The 19704-nt window shown below is 67.5% G+C and carries 16 protein-coding genes; 8 read left to right on the top strand and 8 right to left on the bottom strand.

All coding sequences use genetic code 11. From position 1 onward, the window contains the following. The first annotated feature begins 410 nt into the window (after positions 1 to 410). Complete coding sequence (locus B141_RS41325) at positions 411 to 1892, top strand: alpha-L-fucosidase (protein WP_020576546.1); 1482 nt, start codon at positions 411 to 413, stop codon at positions 1890 to 1892. Next, positions 1889 to 2812 carry a LacI family DNA-binding transcriptional regulator gene (locus B141_RS45795; protein WP_020576545.1) on the top strand — a complete coding sequence of 308 codons (924 nt, stop codon included), beginning with the start codon at positions 1889 to 1891 and terminating at the stop codon, positions 2810 to 2812. The genes B141_RS41325 and B141_RS45795 overlap by 4 nt, the downstream gene beginning before the upstream one ends. Positions 2813 to 2824: 12 nt before the next feature. Here the strand turns inward: B141_RS45795 and B141_RS0117840 are convergent, their stop codons facing one another. Continuing rightward, a complete protein-coding gene (locus tag B141_RS0117840) occupies positions 2825 to 3997 on the bottom strand; it encodes an enolase C-terminal domain-like protein (protein ID WP_026257321.1) in 1173 nt (390 codons plus the stop codon). A gap of 67 nt (positions 3998 to 4064) precedes the next feature. On the opposite strand from B141_RS0117840, the gene B141_RS47550 reads away from it, so the two are divergent. Genes B141_RS47550 through B141_RS45790 form a run of 3 tightly spaced genes read left to right on the top strand, consistent with a single transcriptional unit; the run spans position 4065 to position 6972 of the window. After that, positions 4065 to 4922 (top strand): phytanoyl-CoA dioxygenase family protein, encoded by an 858-nt coding sequence (locus B141_RS47550; protein WP_157181092.1) that lies wholly within the window; start codon positions 4065 to 4067, stop codon positions 4920 to 4922. 38 nt (positions 4923 to 4960) lie between these two features. Beyond that, on the top strand, positions 4961 to 6121 hold the full coding sequence (locus B141_RS0117830; protein WP_157181091.1) for a cupin domain-containing protein: 1161 nt from the start codon (positions 4961 to 4963) through the stop codon (positions 6119 to 6121). Continuing rightward, positions 6118 to 6972, top strand: coding sequence for a DUF6807 domain-containing protein (locus B141_RS45790; protein ID WP_020576541.1), 855 nt, complete (start codon positions 6118 to 6120; stop codon positions 6970 to 6972). Before B141_RS0117830 ends, B141_RS45790 begins: the two co-directional genes overlap by 4 nt. A 73-nt stretch (positions 6973 to 7045) precedes the next feature. On the opposite strand, the gene B141_RS0117820 is transcribed toward B141_RS45790, so the two are convergent. The 7 genes from B141_RS0117820 to B141_RS53235 are packed head-to-tail and all read right to left on the bottom strand — an operon-like array spanning position 7046 to position 14457. Continuing rightward, positions 7046 to 8008: an aldo/keto reductase gene (locus B141_RS0117820; RefSeq protein WP_020576540.1), complete on the bottom strand. Its 963-nt coding sequence runs from the start codon at positions 8006 to 8008 to the stop codon at positions 7046 to 7048. A gap of 55 nt (positions 8009 to 8063) precedes the next feature. Beyond that, positions 8064 to 8819: a FadR/GntR family transcriptional regulator gene (locus B141_RS0117815; RefSeq protein WP_020576539.1), complete on the bottom strand. Its 756-nt coding sequence runs from the start codon at positions 8817 to 8819 to the stop codon at positions 8064 to 8066. Beyond that, a complete protein-coding gene (locus tag B141_RS41310) occupies positions 8816 to 10114 on the bottom strand; it encodes a four-carbon acid sugar kinase family protein (RefSeq protein ID WP_020576538.1) in 1299 nt (432 codons plus the stop codon). Before B141_RS41310 ends, B141_RS0117815 begins: the two co-directional genes overlap by 4 nt. Before the next feature lie 6 nt (positions 10115 to 10120). Beyond that, the gene (locus B141_RS41305) at positions 10121 to 10549 is read right to left on the bottom strand and encodes a VOC family protein (RefSeq protein ID WP_020576537.1); all 429 of its coding nucleotides are present in this window, start codon (positions 10547 to 10549) and stop codon (positions 10121 to 10123) included. Next, complete coding sequence (locus B141_RS0117800) at positions 10546 to 11340, bottom strand: HpcH/HpaI aldolase family protein (protein ID WP_020576536.1); 795 nt, start codon at positions 11338 to 11340, stop codon at positions 10546 to 10548. The genes B141_RS41305 and B141_RS0117800 overlap by 4 nt, the downstream gene beginning before the upstream one ends. Then, positions 11337 to 12380, bottom strand: a complete 1044-nt coding sequence (locus B141_RS0117795; protein ID WP_020576535.1) for a 2-hydroxyacid dehydrogenase — start codon at positions 12378 to 12380, stop codon at positions 11337 to 11339. Before B141_RS0117795 ends, B141_RS0117800 begins: the two co-directional genes overlap by 4 nt. After that, the gene (locus B141_RS53235; protein WP_474775225.1) at positions 12373 to 14457 is read right to left on the bottom strand and encodes a D-apionate lactonase family protein; all 2085 of its coding nucleotides are present in this window, start codon (positions 14455 to 14457) and stop codon (positions 12373 to 12375) included. The genes B141_RS0117795 and B141_RS53235 overlap by 8 nt, the downstream gene beginning before the upstream one ends. 156 nt (positions 14458 to 14613) lie before the next feature. Between B141_RS53235 and B141_RS0117785 the strand changes: the two genes are divergently transcribed. The 3 genes from B141_RS0117785 to B141_RS0117775 are packed head-to-tail and all read left to right on the top strand — an operon-like array spanning position 14614 to position 19682. After that, the gene (locus tag B141_RS0117785) at positions 14614 to 17412 is read left to right on the top strand and encodes an alpha-L-rhamnosidase (protein ID WP_169512941.1); all 2799 of its coding nucleotides are present in this window, start codon (positions 14614 to 14616) and stop codon (positions 17410 to 17412) included. A gap of 21 nt (positions 17413 to 17433) precedes the next feature. Next, a complete protein-coding gene (locus B141_RS0117780; RefSeq protein ID WP_020576532.1) occupies positions 17434 to 18795 on the top strand; it encodes an ABC transporter substrate-binding protein in 1362 nt (453 codons plus the stop codon). Beyond that, positions 18792 to 19682 (top strand): carbohydrate ABC transporter permease, encoded by an 891-nt coding sequence (locus B141_RS0117775; RefSeq protein ID WP_020576531.1) that lies wholly within the window; start codon positions 18792 to 18794, stop codon positions 19680 to 19682. The genes B141_RS0117780 and B141_RS0117775 overlap by 4 nt, the downstream gene beginning before the upstream one ends. Positions 19683 to 19704: the final 22 nt, after the last annotated feature.

Genomic DNA, 19704 nt, shown 5'->3' with positions numbered 1-19704 from the left:
GTCAACGGCACAGCAAGGACGGTCGAACGCATGCGGTCGGCGCAAGTGATGGAACGTCCCCCGCGGCCAAATGCTGGCGGCATACCAGATGATGCATGCCGGCGGTATGCCGGCAGTTTGCTTCGGTGGTACGTCTGAGTCAACCCCAGGTTTCCGGAGACTCACTCTCCGCCTTGCTCAGGACCGCCCCCGGCCAGGAGGGCGGTCCAAGGTGTCGAAACCTTGCGGCATACCAGAGACGTTTCCCGCAGACCCGTGACGCGCCCACGGTTGTCCGGCGCCGGCCGCCGGCGACGCCTTGAACGCGTTCCCGGCACAGTCCTAATCTCGTGATCAAACGTGTGAGCGTTGCTCGCATGGCCGAGCGGGGAAGACTCGCCGCTTCCGACCGCGACGGAAGGACAGGCGCGATGTCGAGATGGTTCGAGGACGCGAAGTTCGGGATCTGGGCGCACTGGGGTCCGCAGTCCGTTCCGATGCGTGGTGACTGGTACGCGCGCCGGCTCTACCTCAGTCCTGACGCGGAGAAGCCAGATGCCCTCGGGCCGTCCCGGCGGCGGACGCATGAGGAACGCTTCGGCCACCCTTCGGAGTTCGGCCACAAGGACATCTGCCGCGCATGGACTGCCGAACGCTGGGATCCTGACGCCCTGATGGACCTCTACGTCCGCGCCGGAGCGAGATACTTCGTCTCACTCGCCAACCACATCGACAACTTCGACCTGTGGAATTCCCTTCATCAGCCGTGGAATTCCGTCAATGTCGGCCCGAAGCGCGACGTGGTGGAGGAATGGGCCAGGGCCGCCCGTCGTCACAACCTGCCCTTCGGTCTCAGCTTCCATGCCAACTGGTCGTGGCAGTTGTTGGACGTGGCGTTCGGCGCCGACCAGGACGGCCCGCTTCCTGGCGTTCCTTACGATGGTCACCTCACGGCGGCCGATGGTGCTGGGCGGTGGTGGGATGGTCTCGACCCGGCGAAACTCTACGGGCGTTCGCGTCGAGGCGACGAGCCGCCGGATCCCGACGTCGTCGCCGACTTCTATCGTCGGGTCTGGGATGCCTTCACGCGTTACCGTCCGGAGTTCGTCTACTTCGACGACTCCCGACTCCCCTTTGCCAGCGGCAGTATCTGCGAGACGAGGCCGCCAACTGATGCTGGCGCCGAACTCCTGCACCGCATGCACGAGCACAGCCGTCTCTGGCACGGCGACCGATCGCGGCTGATCGCGACCATCAAGCAGTTGGTCGATTCGGACACCGGCGGGGTGACCCTCGACGTCGAGCGCAACCTGCTCGTGGACATGCGGGATCGTCCGTGGCAGATGGACACCTGTCTTGGTCATTGGTTCTACGAGAAGGACCTGCCCTACAAGAGCGCTCGACAGGTCCTTCAGATGCTGGTCGATGTTGTGAGCAAGAACGGCAGTCTCCTCCTCAGCGTTCCCCAGCGCCCCGACGGCACCATCGACGCGCGGGAAGTCGCGATACTGGAGGAGATCGGGGCCTGGCTGCGCCATAACGGCGAGGCGATCTACGGCAGCCGTCCCTGGAAGGTCTACGGCGAGGGCTCGACCACGGGTGAGCGCAATGGCGACCGCTTCCCCGAGGCCGACCTCCCTTACACCGGTGAGGATGTTCGCTTCACCGCGAAGGACGGCAGTGTGTACGCGATCGTGCTCGGTGAACCCCACGACCAGACCGTGCGCCTCACCTCGCTGGGGCGGGCGGCCGGCCTGCTGGCCAGCGATCCCGCCAGGGTGGAGGTGGTTGGCGTCAAGGACCCCTTGCGGTGGGTCAGGACAGAGCGAGCGCTGGAGATCAGCCTGCCGCCCCAGCAGTCCTGGCTCCAACCGCTCGTCCTGCGCATCGACGAGGGAGGCTTCACGCCATGATCCGGTCCGCTGCCGTACGCCTGTCGCCTCCACGGCGTACTCTCCAACCCGTCCACGCCCCACCGCCACGCCCAAGCAGCCTCCGCGCCACCACGATGGGCGTTGTCGGTCTGGTCGTTCACGATGTCAGCAGCCCCATCTACGCCGACATCATCCAGGGCGCCCAGCTGGCCACCAGCCAGGCGGGCAGCGTTCTCATGCTCGTCGACGCCGACACCCTCACCGACGAGGCGGCGCTTCGCCGGCTGGCCGCTGACGGCCGGGTCGACGGGCTGCTCTGGCAGGTCGCGAGCCATGCGGGGTTCGACAATCGGGTAACTCTGGCCGCTCGGCACGTTCCGGTCGTCCTCACCAACTCCCGCCCGCGCGACGGCCTTCCCGGCGTCTACCTTGACGACGAGGCCGCGGTCGATCTCGCCGTCAATCATCTGGTCGAGTTGGGACACGAACGCATCGGATTCGTCGCGGGCGCGCCCGGCTCCGACGTGTCAGAACGTCGGGCCACGGCGTACCGGCACGCGCTCTCCGAGGCAGGAATCCGGCCACGTCCGGGGTGGGAGATCTCCTGTGGGTGGGATCCAGCCGGTGGCGCGGTGGCCGCGCGCGAGTTGCTGCGGGGCTTCCCCTCCATCACGGCAGTGCTGGTGACCAACGCTCTGGTGGCCGCTGGTGTCGTCACCGGACTCGGTGAAGCTGGCCGTCAGGTGCCGGACGACATCTCAGTGGTCGCGCTTCACAGCCTATGGTTCAGCGGGCACCTCACGCCGCCGCTCACCGTCGTCCGCCTCCCGCTCGCCAAGCTCGGACGGGAGGCCGCGCAACTCCTCCTTGACGAACGCCGACCCACGCGTGACACCGACCTGCTCATCAAGGATCCGATGCCTGAGCTTCTGGTCCGCGGATCGACCAGGCGCCTCTGAGCCGCCGGACTCTCACCTGAAGAGCCGGCGCACGAGGTCGTGCAAGGCGGCCTTGCCTTCGATTCCGATCCCCGGAAGGTCGTTGGCCAGGCGTACCCGCCCGTCCTCGATCGGTTGCTCGTCGACGAAACCGCCGAACGGCTCGAACACCCGCGGATAGGACTCACAGCCGCCCAACCCGAAGGCCGCCGCCACCGCGAGGTTGTACAGATGCCCGCCGTGGGGGCAGCACCGCGCCGCCTGCCAGCCCCGCGCGCAGAGACAACCAAGCATCTCGGCGTATTCGGCGGCTCCGTAACTGAGCGAGGGGTCCATCTGCAGGATGTCCTGGTGTGGCCGGAGTCCGGCATGGCGGGCGAGATTGCGTACCTCCTGCACGGCGAAGAGGTTCTCACCCGTGGCGAGCCGGCCGGGATACTCCTCGGCGAGGACCGCATGGCTCAGATAGTCCAGCGGGTCACAGGGCTCTTCGTACCACAACAGGTCGTACGCCGACAGCGCCGAGGCGTACGACAGCGCGGTCGGCAGATCGAACCTGCCGTTGGCATCCACGGCCAGCCGACAGCCGTCGGGCAGGATCGCAAGAACACCCTCGATACGTTCGAGATCTGACGCCAGCGACGCTCCCCCGATCTTGATCTTGACATCGCGATAGCCGAGATCGAGGTAGCTTCGGATCTCGTCCCGCAACGAGCCGAGCGTCCCGTCGGGGTAGTAATAGCCGCCGGCGGCATAGACCCACACCGACTCAGCCGGCTTGTCGACCAGGTTGAAACGGTCGTGAAGCGCCTGGTAGAGCGGCCGGCCGGTCGCCTTCGCGACGGCATCCCACAACGCCATGTCCACGATGCCGACCGCGACGGCACGGTCGCCGTGGCCGCCTGGCTTTTCGTTCGTCATCATGACCGCGCGGGCCGTGACCGGGTCGAGGATGCCGGTCTCCGGGTCGACCAGCACCTCGGACGCGGCGTCGCGGAGCCGAGGGAGCACTCGCTCGGTCAGGATTCCGGTCTGCGCGTACCGGCCGTTTGAGTTGAAGCCGTATCCCACGACCCGCTCACCGGCCACCACCACATCCGTCTCGACGGCGATCACGGAAACCGTCATCCGGGAGAAGTCGATCACCGCATTGCTGAACCGCGAACCGATCGGTGCTTCGGCGACCTTCACGTCAGTAATTCTCATGGGCCCCTTCTCTTGCTCGTCGGCCAGGTGGGAAGGCCCGATCCGGCCGTTGGTCAATGTGACAATCTTGTCCAGGACCTCGACAGGATTGTCCATTCAAGAACCAGCGGCGAGCCCGCAGACTGGTGATGTCAACGCGAGCATCGACTGGAGGAGACACGTCGTGACTATTTCAGAGCCCGCACATCCGGATCGTGCGCCGCACACCCTCGCCGAACGAGCAGAGCACGATGGATACTTTCTCGTCGAAGGGCTGATTCCGGACGGCGAGTGTAGTCTCTTCGTGGAGCGGCTACAAGAATTCGCGGCTACTGCCCGCGCGCTCCCTGAGGGACTTTCTCTCCATCGCGAGCCGATGGTCGAAACAAACGGCCCGCAGCTACCTAAAGGTCACGATATCCGCAAGATCGGCGGCCTCATTCACGATGACCTGTTCCGGAAACTGATCACCCGCAAGGAAATCATCGACCGGATGCGTGACATCGTGGGCGAACCCATCCGGCTCTTCCGTGCCGACGCCCTGATGAAGCCGGCCCAGGTGGGCTCGGAGAAGGGCGTTCACCAGGATTCTCCGTACTGGCCGATCGAGCCGATGTCTCTGTGGTCATGCTGGATTCCCTTCGATGACGCCACGCTCGACAACGGTTGCCTCATGGTGGTGAAGGGAAGTCACCGCAAGGGTCCGATGCCCCATGTGTCGACTCAGAACGACTACGTGATCCCGACAGATCGCTACGATGGTGATGATCTCGTGGCCGTACCCATGAAGCGGGGAACGGGAATCTTCTTCCACAGCCTGCTCATTCATGGCAGCGCCGCGAACACGTCCGGCACACCGCGCCGAGCCGTGACGATGAGCTACCTGGGGCCGCACCATCGCTATGTCGGCACCAAGCAGGCGCCGGAGTACCCCACGGTCAGTTGACGGCAGCCGCGGACTTCGGAGGAGGGAGAGCACTCGCCATGCGAGCAGTGACGACCACCACGATCGGGGCGCCCGAGCGCTCGCAGGCAGGCGCGCGGGATGCCTTCCGCCAGGCATGTCCGGGGTACGAACTCGCGTCGTACGCCGTCAGCGGCACCACCACGCTCCGCTCTGACGGCGTTGCGTACCACTGGATCGACTCGGGTTCCGCCTTGGTATGGCTCGACGCGGGCTACCTGACTCAGGAAGGCGACGGTGCTCCCCTGCCTGACCGTTACCGCACGGTTCCGTTACCAGAAGAGGTCCGCGCCGCCTTCGAGGTGCTGGCCGATGCTGGCGACTCGATCGTTCCCGAGGCGCGAAGCGTCGTGCGGGCGATGGCTGGACGATTCGCCGATGGACGCTTCGGCGAGGTCTTGAGTGATCTCACCAGCCTGTGGGCGAGCCACGGCCCGCCGGAGGAGTATGCGAACGGCGACGCGCGCCGCGCGCTGGGTGTGCTGACTGAGCGGGCCCACGAGATCGGGTGGTCGGAGAAGGTGATCGGCGGATGGGAGCCGCTCCAAGCGGGCGATCTGCTGGTCACCACACCCCGCACACCGCTGACCGTGCGCGGGGAGTTCCGGGCCTGGCGCATCACCGACAGCGAATCCACCTCGCATGCGTTCTGCTCCAGCACCCGTCGGCTTGCCCTCCTGCGAGACACCGCGGGTGGCTGCGCTCCCCATGCCGACGCCTTCCGGCGGCTCGCCCTGCCCTGGAGCCTCAACCCGCACGGCGCACCCGGTGACGGTGTCAACCGCCTGAACTCCCATGCCGTCAACATCACCGCCGACCACAGTCGTACCCACTTCCACCCGGTGAACGCCGTAGGCGGCGGCGCGCCCCAGACCGAGCTTTACCTTGTGATCGACCCAGCCGCGCTGGGCCTCCGCACGGGTGGGCAACCCAGGCTTGACACGTTCCCCGACATCGAGGACTGGACGAGTTGGCAGACCACACCGCTACGTCCTGGCGATCTGGTCATCATCCCGCCTGGTGTCGGACACCGAGGTGTCGACGTCCTGGCGAACGTCGTCGCGCTTCCAGGTTTCAAACCACGCAACGAGATCTACGTCGATGCCGAGATCGCGGCCGCCACTCGGAGACGCAGTCCGCACAATCCGGTGTACGCCGGGAAAGTTGAGGCAGCTCGATGACCCTTCGCCACCATGAGTCCCACCGACGGATCCGGGTCCACCACGACGGGCGCTACATCGGGGGCTACACGATCGGCGACTATCGGCCGTATGTCTATCCGCTCCTGACACCGAGAGGAATTCCCGTCAGTGAGGAATCCCCCGTCGACCATCCGCACCACCATTCGTTGTGGTTCGGACACGGCGAGGTCAACGACGCCAACTTCTGGCTCATCGGACCGGGACGCGGACGAGTGGTCGGCGATCCGCCCATACTCGAGACCCGGGAAACTCCAGACGGGGAAGCGTTGTTGGTGCGCCACGACCTGCGTTGGATCACCACTGACGGCACTCCTCTCCTGTTGGAACGCCGGACGACCGCCTTCACCTGGACGCCGAGCGCGATCCTGGTCGATCTCCGCAGCGACCAACTGCCGGCGGACGGGCCGGTGACATTCGGGCGTACGAAGGAAGCTGGTCTGGGAGTTCGGGTGCTCGACATCCTCGACGAGGAGGACGGTGGCTTCCTGCTCAACAGCGCTGGCGAGCAAGGCGAGAAGGTCACATTTGATCGGCCCGCCGACTGGGTCGACTATTCCGGCCGGGTGGGGGACCACCATGTCGGTGTCGCGCTCCTCCCCCATCCCACGAACCCGCCGCACCCGTGGTTCACCCGAAGCTATGGGCTGGTGGCCCTCAACCATCACCGCTTCGGTGCGCAGACCCTCCAACCCGGCGAGGTTCTCTCCCTGGCCTGGCGGGCGATCGTCCACGACGGTACGGCGGACGAGGCGGGCATAGCCGACCGCCACCAGGAGTACGCCACGGCCTGCAAAGAAGGGCTTGACAGCGTGTTGGCCTGGCCCACCTAGCCGGACCGCCAGTTGAGGTCGCCGCGGCAAGTCCAGCTCAGTTCAGCTCGACTGGCCAAGCGGCCACCGCAGGCTAACGGCCGAGGGCCTCCAACACCGCCAGCTGTTCACTGTCGAGGGTGACGTCGACCGCTGCCGCATTGGCCGTCACCTCAGCGGCGGTCTCTGGCCCGATGATCGCGCTCGCGACGACGGGACGAGACCACAGCCAGACCAACGCCAGGTGATGCGGGCGCACGCCCCATTCGGCGCTCACCTTCTCCAACTTCCGCGCGACCCGCAGCTCCTCCTCCGAGAACCCCTGCCCTCCCCAGCGCTTCCAACCGCTGACCTCCCGCGCCGCCACGTCGAGGCCGGCCAGCAGACCACCGTGCAACGAACTGAAGGTCACCAGCGACAACCCGAACCGCAGGCACGCCGGCACCACCTCGGCCTCCGGAGACCGGTCGAGGAGGTTGTAGCGGACCTGCGCGCAGATCGGTGCGTGGAGGTTGCGCTCGCCGCAGATCCACAGGGCGTGCGTCATCTCCCAGGCGGGGTAGGTCGACAGCGCGACATACCGCACCTTCCCCTGGCGCACCATGTCGTCGAACGCCCGAAGTGTCTGCTCCAGCGGTGTGTCCGGGTCGGGATGGTGGGCGTAGTAGATGTCAACGTAGTCGGTCCCCAACCGCCGTAGGCTGTTCTCCAGCTGAGCCATGACGTGCCTGCGGGAGAGTCCAAGGTCGTTGACGCCCGGGCCGATGCGTTCGCGGGACTTCGTCGCCAGGATCACCTCGTCTCGGCGTCCCCGGAGGGCCCGGCCGAGGATCTCCTCGGCGGGTTCGCGCTGCTCCCAGGTCGGCATGCCTGGCCGGTCGAAGTGTGCGAGGTTGCCGTAGGCGTTGGCGGTGTCGAAGAAGTTGATGCCGTGATCGAGCGCTGCGTGCACCACTCGGTCAGCATCCTCGGCGGTCGGTGCCACACCGAAGGTGGCCGTACCAATGCAGACCTTCGAGACTCGGACGCCGGACGGACCGAGTAGGGAGTACTCCATCGTCGATCGACCTTTCGCTCGTGTCGAGAGGTGGGGTGTCAAGGATGGCTTTACATCACGAGTCGTCGCGCAATGATTCCTGCAGGCGTCCGCTCGCCGCTTCCATGTGAACGCGCATCGCCTCACCTGCCGCCGCGGCCGAGTGGGTGCGTACGGCCTCGAGGATGGCCGCGTGCTCCGCGATCGTCGTCTCCGTCTCACCGGCGACGTGAATGGCCCGCCGGATCCACACGCGGAGCAGCGACCGGATGCTCACCAGGATGTCGTTGAGGACGGAGTTGTTCGCCGCATCTGCCAGCGCGAGGTGGAAGGCCACGTCGGCCTCGACGAAACTCACGCTGTCCCTGGCCGTCCGCATGTCCGCCAGATGCTTCTGCAGGGTCTCGACGACGCGGTCGTCCGCGCGAGCGGCAGCGAGTTCGGCGATGACCACCTCGATGTGCCGACGTGCCTCGATCAGATCGAGGACCTGAGGTTGGCCGAGCATGAGGCCCCACTCGATCGCCTGCGGCAGCAGGTCGGAGGTGCTCTGTTTCAGGTAGGTGCCGTCGCCCTGGCGTACCTCGATGATGCCGAGGACGTCCAACGCCTTCAGGGCTTCACGAACCGTCGACCTTCCCACACTCAGGCTTTCGGCCAGTTGGCGTTCCGACGGCAGCCGCGTACCAGGCGCGATCCGCCCCGACAACAGTTGTGACAGGAGCTGCCGGGCGATGTCGGCGACCGCGCTCTCGCGCGGTCGCGAGGCCAGCGCGAAGAGCTGGCCATCGGGGCGTTCCGGGTGTGTGGACTCCGGGGCTACGTCGGTCATGCTCTCTCCTCGTGCGGGCGTGCTGGACCCAGGCCGAACGGCCTGGCCACGTCCACCAGTGTCTGGTCGTCTCCCACGTTCCCGGGGACGACGGCGTACGCGATCGTATTGTCCGCGCCAGCCAGCAGGTCCCACACCGGTACGCCGGTCAGGAGTGGCCCGCGCACGCGCGCCGTGGCAGCGCCGAGCCCACGCACCGCCACCTCGGCAGAGGTGATGCCCCCCTTCGCGATCACCGCGGTGACCTGATCGCGTACGACTGTGACGGCCTCGCACAGCGCTCGCATCACCTGCGCGCCATGGTGCAGGGACGCATGCGTCGGTTGACGGGTGCGTTCGCTGGCGAGGATCGCGACTCCGTGCCGGCGAAGGTCGTCCGTGAGGACGCGCCCGATCTGACCACCCGCGCGGCCGGAGTCGGCGAGGGCGGCCGCCGTCGACAAGCTTCGCACCGGCACCTCCAGCGTCGTCGCAAGCGCCGCCAACTGCCGGCTACTGGCGCTGGTGTGCGAGCCACAGACCACCAGCGTGCCGCCGTCGACGCGGGCGATCGGAGCGGGCAGCAACGCGGCCGCGTGGTGGTGCGCCCGGCGGGCCGCGAGGGGCGCCGCACAACGCAGGACGACGGAAGCGCCCAGCCGGCGGGCCCGGTCGAGCGCGGCCGATACCAGGGCGAGGTCGCCGTCGGTCTCCACGTCGGGAACCACCGCCGTTCCAGGACGCGCGGATCTGATCACCTCCGCAATCTGCGTGGGCTTTCGGCGTACGACGTCCAACGGGACCACGACGGCCGGGCGGTCACCCACCTCGCGTACCCACTCGACCATCGTTCTGGCCGAGTAACCGAACACTGGATCGGCGGCGAACTCGGTGTCGGCCGCCACCAGGCGTACACCGCCGACCTCGACGTGGTGAACGCCTCCCACGGTGGTACGGCCGGCGGCGGGAAAGGCGGGCACGAACACCAACACTCCGTCCGCCGCTCCGAAGACGTCAGACTCGGCGAAGACGTGCCCGCGCAGAGTGGAGTCACCACGCAGGACGAATTCGACCTCACGACCCTCGCGAGCGGCGGCGGCTTCCACACTGGTCCGCAGGGTACGCAGGAGTTCGACGGCGCTGCTCTCCTCGTAGGCGCGGGTGTTGGTCAGGATGTAAAGGGCATCACTGTCAACGAGCGCGGACGCCGGGTCGGCCTGCGGATCGAGGAGCACCCGAACGCCCTCCACACACTGCGTTCCCGTCGGGTCGTCATCGAGGACGACCACTACCCGGTCACGGTTCGCCTGCGACACGGTGCTTCACCTCACCGGATGCCGCTCGGTGAGTTCGATGCGTACGCCGTTGGGCTCCTCGAGCAGGAAGCAGGCCCGCCGGCCACGCCCACCGGCGAAGATGCGCGCATCCTGCTGGCCAGGAAGGCTCTGGAGCACCGGCTCGATGCGTTCGACGTTGAAGCAGATGTGGTGCAGCCCCTCGCCACGCTCGCGCAGGAACGCCGCGACCGTGCCTTCGCGGAACGGCTCCACGAGCTGGATCATGACGTTGCCCGCGTCCACATAGACCAGACGCACACCCGGATCCTCGGCGCGTTCGTCCGCGAGCACCCGGAGGCCGAGCGCCTTGACGTAGTGGTGCAACGCCTGGTCGGCGTCATGCACCGCGACCGCGATGTGGTCAACGAAGTCGACCAGTGCGCCGTCAAGGAGGTCTTGCTTCGGCAGGGTCACCGCAGATCCTTCACCGCGCCGATGCCCACCCGCAGAGCGTCCTGGTAGACCCACAGATCACCGCCGTAGGCGAGGATCCGGAACCCTCGCTCCACCAGCATGCTCGCCTCGCGGAGGCTCCCGGCCATGAAGCCGGCCGCCTTACCGTGGGCTTGTGCGGCCTTGGCGACGCGGTCGAGAGCGGCGAGGTAGTCGGGATGGTCGAACTCCCCCGGGATGCCCATGCTGTTGGTGAGGTCATAGTGCCCGACCCACAGCACGTCCACGCCGTCAACCGCGGCGATCTCCTCCACTGCGGCGAGACCGGCCGCGGTCTCGATCTGTGTGAAGATGAGGTTGTCGGCGTTGGACCTGCGCATGTAGGCGACGTTGTCGCCGCGTACGTAGTCGTCATGGGCGACTCCGAACGCCGCGCCTCGAATTCCGACGGGTGGGTACTTCGCCCAGCTCACGATGGTTCGGGCCTGCTCGGCCCCTTCCACCATCGGGATCATGATGCCTTTGGCGCCGACATCCAGGGCCCGCGAGATCGCCGACCGCTCCGTTGTCGGGACCCGGATGTACGCCTCCGCATCGCCGCCGCGGGTCGTGGCCACCAGGCGCCCGAGGGTCTCCCAGCTCCAACCGGTGTGCTCAGCGTCGTAGATGACGAACTCCGCGCCGGCCCCGGCGGCCAACCGACCGATTCCGTTGGTGGCGAACTCGAAGACGAAGGTGCCGACGACGAGTTCGCCGGTGCGCAAGGCCTGGTTGACAGTACGAGCGGAGCTGGGGTGGGACGGCTCAGTCATCTGCTGACCCTCTCTGTCGGACGGAAGCGGGCGGCGAGGCGCGGGTGGTCCAACGCCCGCGGGTTCACGGGGTGTCCCGGAACCCGGCCGGCGGCCACGTCAAGGATGGCTTGCACGGCGCTGCGGCCGTTGCCGAGCGCGAGTTCGTCGGTCCACGCGATGGCGTGCGGTGCCAGCAGGACGTTGTCGAGTCGCAGCAACGGATCATCCGCGCGTGGCGGTTCGGTCTCGAAGACATCGAGCGCCGCGCCCGCGATCCGGCGCTGGGTGAGGACCGTCGTGAGTGCCGCCTGGTCGACGATCGGGCCGCGGGCGACGTTGACGAGGAAGGCGGTCGGCTTCATCCGGGCGAGGCGTTCGGCGTTGATGAGTCCTTCGGTCTGCGGCGTCAGGGCGCAGGTGATCACGACGACATCCGCCTGCGCCAGCAGGTCGTTCAGCTCCACGATCTCCACGCCGGCACTCGCCGCCGCGGCGGTATCGGCGTACGGATCGGCCGCGAGCTGCCGCATCCGCAGGGGTTGGCAGACCCGCGACACCTCCTGGCCGATGTTGCCCCAGCCGACGAAACCGAGGGTACGACCGGTGACGCCGGTGCCCATGTAGTCGAGCTTGTCGTGCCATCGCCCGTCACGGACGAGGAGATCCTTGTCGCGCACCCGGTGCGTCAGCGCCAGCAACAGGGTGAGGGCGGACACGGCGACCGGTCGGCGTACTCCGTCAGGCGTGATGGTGACGAGGATCCCCGCCCGCGTACACGCATCGACGTCGACGTTGTCGTAACCAACGCCGAATCTCGCGACCAGGCTCAGCCGCTCGGTCTTCGCCACGGTCGCCGCGCTGATCCTGGGCGTGAGCACGAGCAGCGCGTCGTACGCGGCCACCGCGCTCGCCGGCACCTCCTCCGCGTCGACGTCGAGGAACTCCCAGACAACTCCGTCCGCGGCATCGAGGGCGTCGAGCCCGATGTCACCCCAGCCGATGCGTCCTTCCGGGGTGAGGAAGTCGCGGGTGAGTCCCACCCGGAACGGCTCAGCCATCGCTCGTCCTCTCTGTTGACCTGAAGAACGCCACCCCCGGCGCGGGCAGCGTGAAGGTTCTGGCACTGCCAACCCGCCGTTGACGGCGTACGGACCAGCCAAGACCAGCCACGTCGTCGGCTGCCAGCAGGTCCCAGTCCTCGTGAGCCAGCGCGCCCACCTCACCCAGGCGTACGGGCGTAGCCGTGTCCGCGAGATTGGCCAGCAGAAGGAGTTGGTCGGCACCCTTGCGGACCGCGAGCCCGATGAGCCCGGGCGGCAACCGGAGCGCACGCAACCGACCGCCGTGGAAGGGCCGCAGGGCCACCAGCACCTGCCACAGCGGAAACGGCGTCCCCGCGGACAGCGCACCCGGCCCGGACCCCNCCCNCCCNCCNCCCCGCCCCACCGCACCAACGCCCGAGCGCCCGAGCGAGGCAGGTGCGGCAATCCCCCGCCAACTGAGCGTTTCGTACATCGACAGTGCGGCGGCCCCGCCATAGCCAAGCCCGGCAAGGGCTCCGACGGTCCATGCCGCTCCGAAAACGCTGAGCTGTCGCGGCTCGAACGCCCCGGCCCCCACCGGCTCACCCCTCGCGCCCGCAGACTCCCGGCCCGCGCCCACCGGCTCCCCGCCCGCCAGCCCCAACTCCCCCGCGTCCGTCGCGACGGCGTTGAACGGCGGCCAGAACCCCACCGGGCCAACGAGAACGGGCCGCCCTTCGGCCCGCTCGCATGCCTGGCGGACCACAGCCGCGTGTACCCGCAGGGTTTCCCGCACGCAGGCGCGGTCGGTGTCATGCATCTGGGCGGAGGCGGGGAACGCGATCACATCGAGAAGGTCGATCGGGAGGTCGTCAGTGCGGTTGAGTTCGGCGAAGTGCGCAGAGCTCCCGCCGCCGAGCCGGATGCCAGTGCCGGCGAGTGCCCGCCGGCCCGCTTCAGCCAGTGGCCGCAGTGTCTTGTGCGTCCGCGCGTCGAAGAGCAGCACGGTGTCGATGGCGGGTCCGGGAAGGTCGGCGAGTTGCTCAACCTGCTCCGTTGAGGAGCAGCGCACTGTCAAGGTGACCGGAACGCCGAGTTTCGCCGCGCTGGTCATCACGTCGTCAACGCGCTGGCGCCACCGGTCGTTGTCCAGCTCCACCCGCCCGTGCAGAAACGCCGGTCCCGTGGCTGATACCACCGAGCTCTGCTGATCAGTGCGGGCGGGACCCACGTGCTGCAAGCCGATCGGGGGAAGCGGTCCTACGTCGTTGCCAAGCTCGACCCTCGGGACCGCCCTCCCCGGACCGAGGACGGGAACCCAGGCACCGTGGTCCCCCGCTCCACCGCCGACCCGAACCGCTCCACCACCGGCCCGAGCAGTCCCATCGTCACCGCTCACCCGCAGCCGCATCCGTTGCCACACCCGGTCGCCGTCGCGGACGAGAACAGGGAACGGCAGGGCGAGTGGCGTGCCGTAGGTCTTGTACGACGCGTCAGTCCAGTTGCGCTGATCCTCGGTCTCGAAGGTTTCGCCTTCGAGTGCGATCGACACCCGCACCCCACCGTCGCCGTAGCGAAGCTCGGAGATATCCCGTAGCGGCTGCCATGGACTGATCCCTGTCGGAAAGCGGCTCGTTGTCAAGCCGTCCTTGCCCACGACCTCGACAGGCGTGCCGGCCAGGTGCAGGGGATGGAGGAGGCACAGGCCGATCCGGGTGCGGCGGAAGTCGCGGCGTACCCGCCCTTCCATCTCTACGACCAACTCCTGCCCAGACAGCGCGAAGGTGCCGGTCCAGGCGAAGTCGACGTCATGAGCCCGGTGGACCACCTCGACAGTCGCCACGGATCTGCCCGCCTCGTCAACGGAGTCCCGGCGCAGGACGGTGCCGGGAACTGTCGACCAGTTCCGGTCGCGGACTCCCACATAGATCCGCCGCAGCAACGGCAGGCCGGCGTACCGAACATCGTCGAGCCAGGAGCCCCGCAGATCGAACGCGAGCGCACCAGAGGCATGGGTCGACCTGGGTGGCTGCCGGGCGGTTTCGCCCCACCGCGCACACCGCAGGTAGGCGAGTCGGCCGGGTTCCTGCTCGAACGGCCTGACCCGCGGCACGGTCGCACTGTCCCGGGTCCGCAGCACGCGCTCAACGTAATCAGCGACCTGAAATTGGTCAACCGGCTGACCGGTTGACCAATTTCGCAATCGAGATGTAACGTGCGGCCACCGAGTGGGCACGAAATGGCCACATGAATGACGGGGCGGATGTCCATGAGCGAACGCATGGCAGCCAGCGGATCGGCCAACAAAACAAGCACTCTGCGGCCCTATGGGCTCACCTGTGAGCAGCTCGTCGAGCCGAGGGGAATCGACGAACTCGTTCCCCGGCTGTCGTGGAAACTCGCCTCATCTCGCCGGGGTGACGCGCAGAGCGCTTATCGCATTCGCGTCCTGGTCGATTCCGATTCCGGCCAAATTCCGAGGGGCCAGTCCGACAAAGGCCTGGCCGAAAGCGGGCGGAATTCCGGTAATTCTCAGGACCCCGCACCGCGCTGGGATTCTGGCCGGGTCGAATCGACCACCACGCTACACATTCCCTACGACGGCCCGACCCTGGCGCCGTCCACGACGTATCGCTGGCGGGTGGACGTCTGGGATGTCGACGGTGCCCCCGCGGGTGCGGCCGAATCGTGGTTCGAAACCGGACTGATGGACACCGGCGCCTGGTCCGCGGCCTGGATCGGCAGGGACGACACGGTGTCTCCCGCGTTCGACCCGCCACAGAACGACGACCTCACCGCCAACACCCGCCGGCTCCAGGCCTGCTCGCACCTGCGGCGTTCGTTCACTCTCGACCGCCGGCCGGTCCGCGCCCGGTTGTACTCCAGCACCCGCGGCGTCTATCGCGCCTATCTCAACGGCCACCGGATCGGCGACAGTGAACTCGACCCGGGCTGGACTGACTACCGCGACCGGATCCTCTACCAGGCCTACGATGTCACCGCTTTGGTGAAGTCCGGTGACAACGCGATCGGCGCGATTCTCGGCGACGGCTGGTGGTCGGGTTTCGTGGGTTTCGATCCGCGCCTGGCCGGCAAGCTCTACGGCGACAGCCCCGCCCTGATCGCGCAGCTGCACCTCACCTTCGACGACGGCTCCGAGGAACGCATCGTCACCGACGAACGCTGGCGGGAGTCGGCCGGGCCCCTGCGCTACTCCGACCTTCTGATGGGTGACTATTTCGATGCCCGCGCCCGGCTCGACGGGTGGTCGGAGCCGGGGTACGACGACGCTGGCTGGCTGCCCGTCGCCGTCGTCGACCACGACACCTCGAGGCTGCGTTCCCAACGCCTGGAGCCGGTGCGCGTCACCACCGAACTCCGTCCGCGCGCCATCTGGCCAGAGCCTGACGGCACCACCATGGTCGACCTCGGCCAGAACCTCGTCGGCAAGGTGCGGTTGACAGTGCGCGACGCACCGCGCGGAACGCGGATCGAGCTGCGGCACGCGGAGATGCTCACGCCCGAGGGCGACCTCTATCTGGAGAACCTCCGCCGGGTCGAGGCCACCGACGTCTATGTCGCCGGGGGCGCGCCGGTCGAGACCTACGAGCCGACCTTCACCTTCCACGGCTTCCGGTACGTACGCATCGAGGGCTACCTCGGCACGCTGACCATGGACGACATCACCGGCCTGGTGATGCACAGCGACCTTCCCTGGACAGGCAGCTTCTCCTGCGACGACGACCAGATCAACCAACTCGCCGCCAACATCAGTTGGGGACAACGCGGCAACTTCCTTTCAGTTCCCACCGACTGCCCGCAGCGGGACGAACGCCTGGGCTGGCTGGCCGACGCCCAGGTCTTCCTGCCGACGGCGGCCCGCAGCGCGGACGTCGCGGCGTTCTTCGCCAGTTGGCTGGAGGATGTCGTCTTCGCCCAGGACGACGACGGCGCCTTCCCCGACGTGGCACCGAAGGTCTGCACGCTTCGCGAAGGCGCACCCGCATGGGGCGACGGCGGCGTGATCATCCCCTGGACGCTGTACCAGCTGTACGGCGAGGTACGCATACTCCGGCGCTGCTTCCCCGCGATGGTGCGCTGGGTCGAACACATCCGCCGGCACAACCCGGATCTGCTCTGGCGCACCCGGATGGGCCGCAACTACGGGGACTGGCTCCAGGTCGGAGCCGAGACCCCACGCGACGTTCTCGCCACAGCGTATTTCGCCCACTCCGCCGACCTCGTGGCGCGCACCGCCCGGGTGCTCGGCGAGACGGACCAGGTCGACTACCACGCGGCGCTCGCCGCCGACATCCGCGCCGCGTTCGTGCAGGAGTTCGTTGACAGCGAGGGCCGGATCCACGGCGACACCCAGACGGGTTACCTGCTGGCGCTGGAGTTTGGGCTCCTGCCAACTGAGCTCGAACCCGCCGCGGCCAGGCAGCTCGCGGCGAATGTCGAGGCACACGACCACCACCTCACCACTGGGTTCATCGGTGTCTCACTCCTGTGCCCGGTGCTCGCCCGGATCGGGCGCAGCGACCTCGCCCACGCGTTGCTCGCTCAGGACACCTTCCCCAGTTGGCTCTTCTCGGTCCGGCACGGTGCGACGACTATCTGGGAGCGCTGGGACGGCTGGACGCCGGAGCAGGGCTTCCAGTCCCCGATGATGAACTCCTTCAACCACTACAGCCTGGGCGCCGTGGGCGACTGGTTGTACGGCGGTGTCGCCGGGATCGAGCGGGCACCGGACTCCGTGGCGTACTCCGCACTTGTGATCCGCCCGGATCCGGGTCCCTCGCTCACCTCCGCAGGCGCGGAGCAGGAGACGCCACGCGGACTCGTCGCGAGCCGTTGGTGGCGTGCCGACAACGCGTTCACCCTCGAGGTCGTCGTGCCACCTGGCGTCACCGCGACCGTTCACGTACCCACCCAGCAGCCGGACGCCGTCTCCGAGTCAGGGCTGCCGCTCGGCCAGGCACCCGGGGTGCGCGTCCTTACCCGGCAGAAGGACCACCTCGTCTGCGCGGTCCCTTCTGGCCACTACCACTTCGAGGCACCTTTCTAGAGCACCCGTCAGGAGCGCGTCATGCACGACTCCATGAGGCAGGGCTTCACACGGCAGGGCTTCACGAGACAGGTTTCCCGGCGCGATCTGGTCCGGCTGGCCGGCGCGCTCGCCGCGGGCAGCGGGCTCAGCGCCTGCGGCTGGGGCCGCGAGGACAGCAACGCGGGCGGCCGTCCGGGGTCACCCGCCACGACACTCAAGGTCTGGGACCAGTTCACCACGACAGCCCAGAGCAGGGCCGTCGAGAAGATCTACCACCTCTTCACCAGCAAACACGGTGATCTGCGGATCGCACGCACCACCCACAACGGCGACCAGATGACCACCATCGGCAAGACGGCGCTGAGTTCCGGTACCGGCCCCGACGTCATCTACTACCAGGTCGGCGCGGGGAACGCCGGCCTGCTCGCCGACGCCGGCTTGATCCGTCCGTTGGACGACCTGGCTGAGAAGTTCGGGTGGACCAAGGAGATCGCGCCGTTCGCGCAGAGGGAGGCCCGTCTCAACGGCACGCTCTACGGACTCCCCCACGAGTCAGAGGTCGCCGCGCTCTTCTACAACAAGACGCTCATCGACAAGGCCGGCTTGACAGTGCCGGAGACCTTCGACGAGCTCCTCGCGTTCGCGGCGACGGCGCGGCGCAAAGGACACGTGCCCATCGCCTACGGACAGCTCGACATCTACCCGTGCTGGTGGGCGTTCTCACTCGCCGCCAACAACCTGCTGGGTGCGGAGTCCCTGGGCGCACTCGTCTTCGACAACGACGGCTCCTGGGACACACCTGAGATCACCGAAGCGATCAGGATGTTCTTCGTCGACCTGGTGAAGGCGGGTGCGTTCATCGACGAACTGAACGCCGTGAACGCCAGCGATGCCCACGCGATGTTCCTTGCCGGCAAGGCGTTGATGAGCCTCAACGGCACGTGGGCGGTCGGCGGGATCGAGGAAGCCCTTCCGGGGCAGGAGATCGGCATCATAGCCCTCCCCTCGATCGGCGACCGACCGCGGGTCTATCCCGCTGGCAGCGGCTCCGCCTACTATCTCTCCTCCAAGAGTAGGCACGCAGATCAGGCCGCCGCCTTCCTCGACTTTCTCTACACGCCTGAGGCGGTACGTATCTGGGTCGAGGAAGGCCGGGTCGTCCCGCCCGTCGAGTTCGACCCGTCGGGCTGGAAGCTCAGCGGCCTGCAGCGGGCCGCACTCACCGCCGCACAGAACGGCGGCGGCGATCCGTCGATCAACCTCGGCTACTTCGTCAACCACGGCCAGGCCGGACCAAGCTTCCTCAAGGCGATGACCGCGGGCTTCCAGGCGATCGTGGCTGGTACGAAGAAGCCCGCACAGGTGGCCGGCGACCTGCAACGGGCGTGGGAAGCGAAATGACCCGGCGATGGGGGCGTCACGGCGGGATCTACCTCCTCGGCTATCTCTTCCTGCTTCCCGCCGCCGCGGTCTACCTCGTCTTCGTCCTCTATCCCTTGGCGCGTTCGGTCCAGCTGAGCCTCACCGACTGGGACGGTGCCCGGCCGGTCGCGACGTTCGTCGGCCTCGCCAACTACGCCCGCCTGCTGCATGACGGCCTATTCTGGCGGGCGCTCGGCCACAACTTCGTGTGGGTGGGGCTCGGCAGCGCGGTCGCGCTCACGCTGAGTCTGCTGCTGGCCTTGCTGGTGTGGAACAAACCCCAGGGCTTCACGGTGTTTCGCACGGTCTACTTCATGCCCCAGATCCTTCCGGCCGTCATCGTCGGCATCGTCTGGAGCTGGATCTACCATCCGACGTTCGGGATCCTCAACCGCGGGCTCGACGCGCTGGGTCTGCACACCTGGGCCAAAGGCTGGCTCGGCGACCCGGGCACCGCTCTCTACGCGGTCCTCGCCGCATCGATCTGGGCGACAGTCGGTCTGGCGTTCGTACTCTTCTCGGCCGCGTTGCAAGGAGTTGACACCGAACTCCTCGACGCCGCACAGGTCGACGGTGCCAACACCTGGCAACGGGTCCGGCATGTGCTGGTGCCACAGCTCGCGAACGCCGTCACGCTCGTTGCGGTTCTGCTCTTGGTGCATGGCTTCCAGGCGTTCGACCACGTCTGGATCATGACCCGAGGTGGCCCGGACGACAGCACCCAACTGCTCGCGACCTACACCTACCAGAAGGCATTCATGGACAACGAGGTCGGATACGGATCCACGCTCTCGCTCGTGCTGACCGCCATCTGCCTGGCCACTGCCGTCATCACGGTCAGGGCCCGGGAACGCGAGCGGGCCTGACGATGGCCACCACCACGACGAC

It is taken from the genome of Actinopolymorpha alba DSM 45243 (assembly GCF_000373925.1).
GTDB lineage: Bacteria > Actinomycetota > Actinomycetes > Propionibacteriales > Actinopolymorphaceae > Actinopolymorpha > Actinopolymorpha alba.
Note: the sequence above shows the minus strand (reverse complement) of the source record. Positions and strands in the feature narration are given on the sequence as shown.

Coding starts and splice junctions, on each gene's coding strand:
- B141_RS41325 (WP_020576546.1), top strand. CDS start 411: ATGTCGAGATGGTTCGAGGACGCGAAGTTCGGGATCTGGGCGCACTGG.
- B141_RS45795 (WP_020576545.1), top strand. CDS start 1,889: ATGATCCGGTCCGCTGCCGTACGCCTGTCGCCTCCACGGCGTACTCTC.
- B141_RS0117840 (WP_026257321.1), bottom strand. CDS start 3,997: ATGAGAATTACTGACGTGAAGGTCGCCGAAGCACCGATCGGTTCGCGG.
- B141_RS0117830 (WP_157181091.1), top strand. CDS start 4,961: ATGCGAGCAGTGACGACCACCACGATCGGGGCGCCCGAGCGCTCGCAG.
- B141_RS45790 (WP_020576541.1), top strand. CDS start 6,118: ATGACCCTTCGCCACCATGAGTCCCACCGACGGATCCGGGTCCACCAC.
- B141_RS0117820 (WP_020576540.1), bottom strand. CDS start 8,008: ATGGAGTACTCCCTACTCGGTCCGTCCGGCGTCCGAGTCTCGAAGGTC.
- B141_RS0117815 (WP_020576539.1), bottom strand. CDS start 8,819: ATGACCGACGTAGCCCCGGAGTCCACACACCCGGAACGCCCCGATGGC.
- B141_RS0117800 (WP_020576536.1), bottom strand. CDS start 11,340: ATGACTGAGCCGTCCCACCCCAGCTCCGCTCGTACTGTCAACCAGGCC.
- B141_RS0117795 (WP_020576535.1), bottom strand. CDS start 12,380: ATGGCTGAGCCGTTCCGGGTGGGACTCACCCGCGACTTCCTCACCCCG.
- B141_RS0117785 (WP_169512941.1), top strand. CDS start 14,614: ATGAGCGAACGCATGGCAGCCAGCGGATCGGCCAACAAAACAAGCACT.
- B141_RS0117780 (WP_020576532.1), top strand. CDS start 17,434: ATGCACGACTCCATGAGGCAGGGCTTCACACGGCAGGGCTTCACGAGA.
- B141_RS0117775 (WP_020576531.1), top strand. CDS start 18,792: ATGACCCGGCGATGGGGGCGTCACGGCGGGATCTACCTCCTCGGCTAT.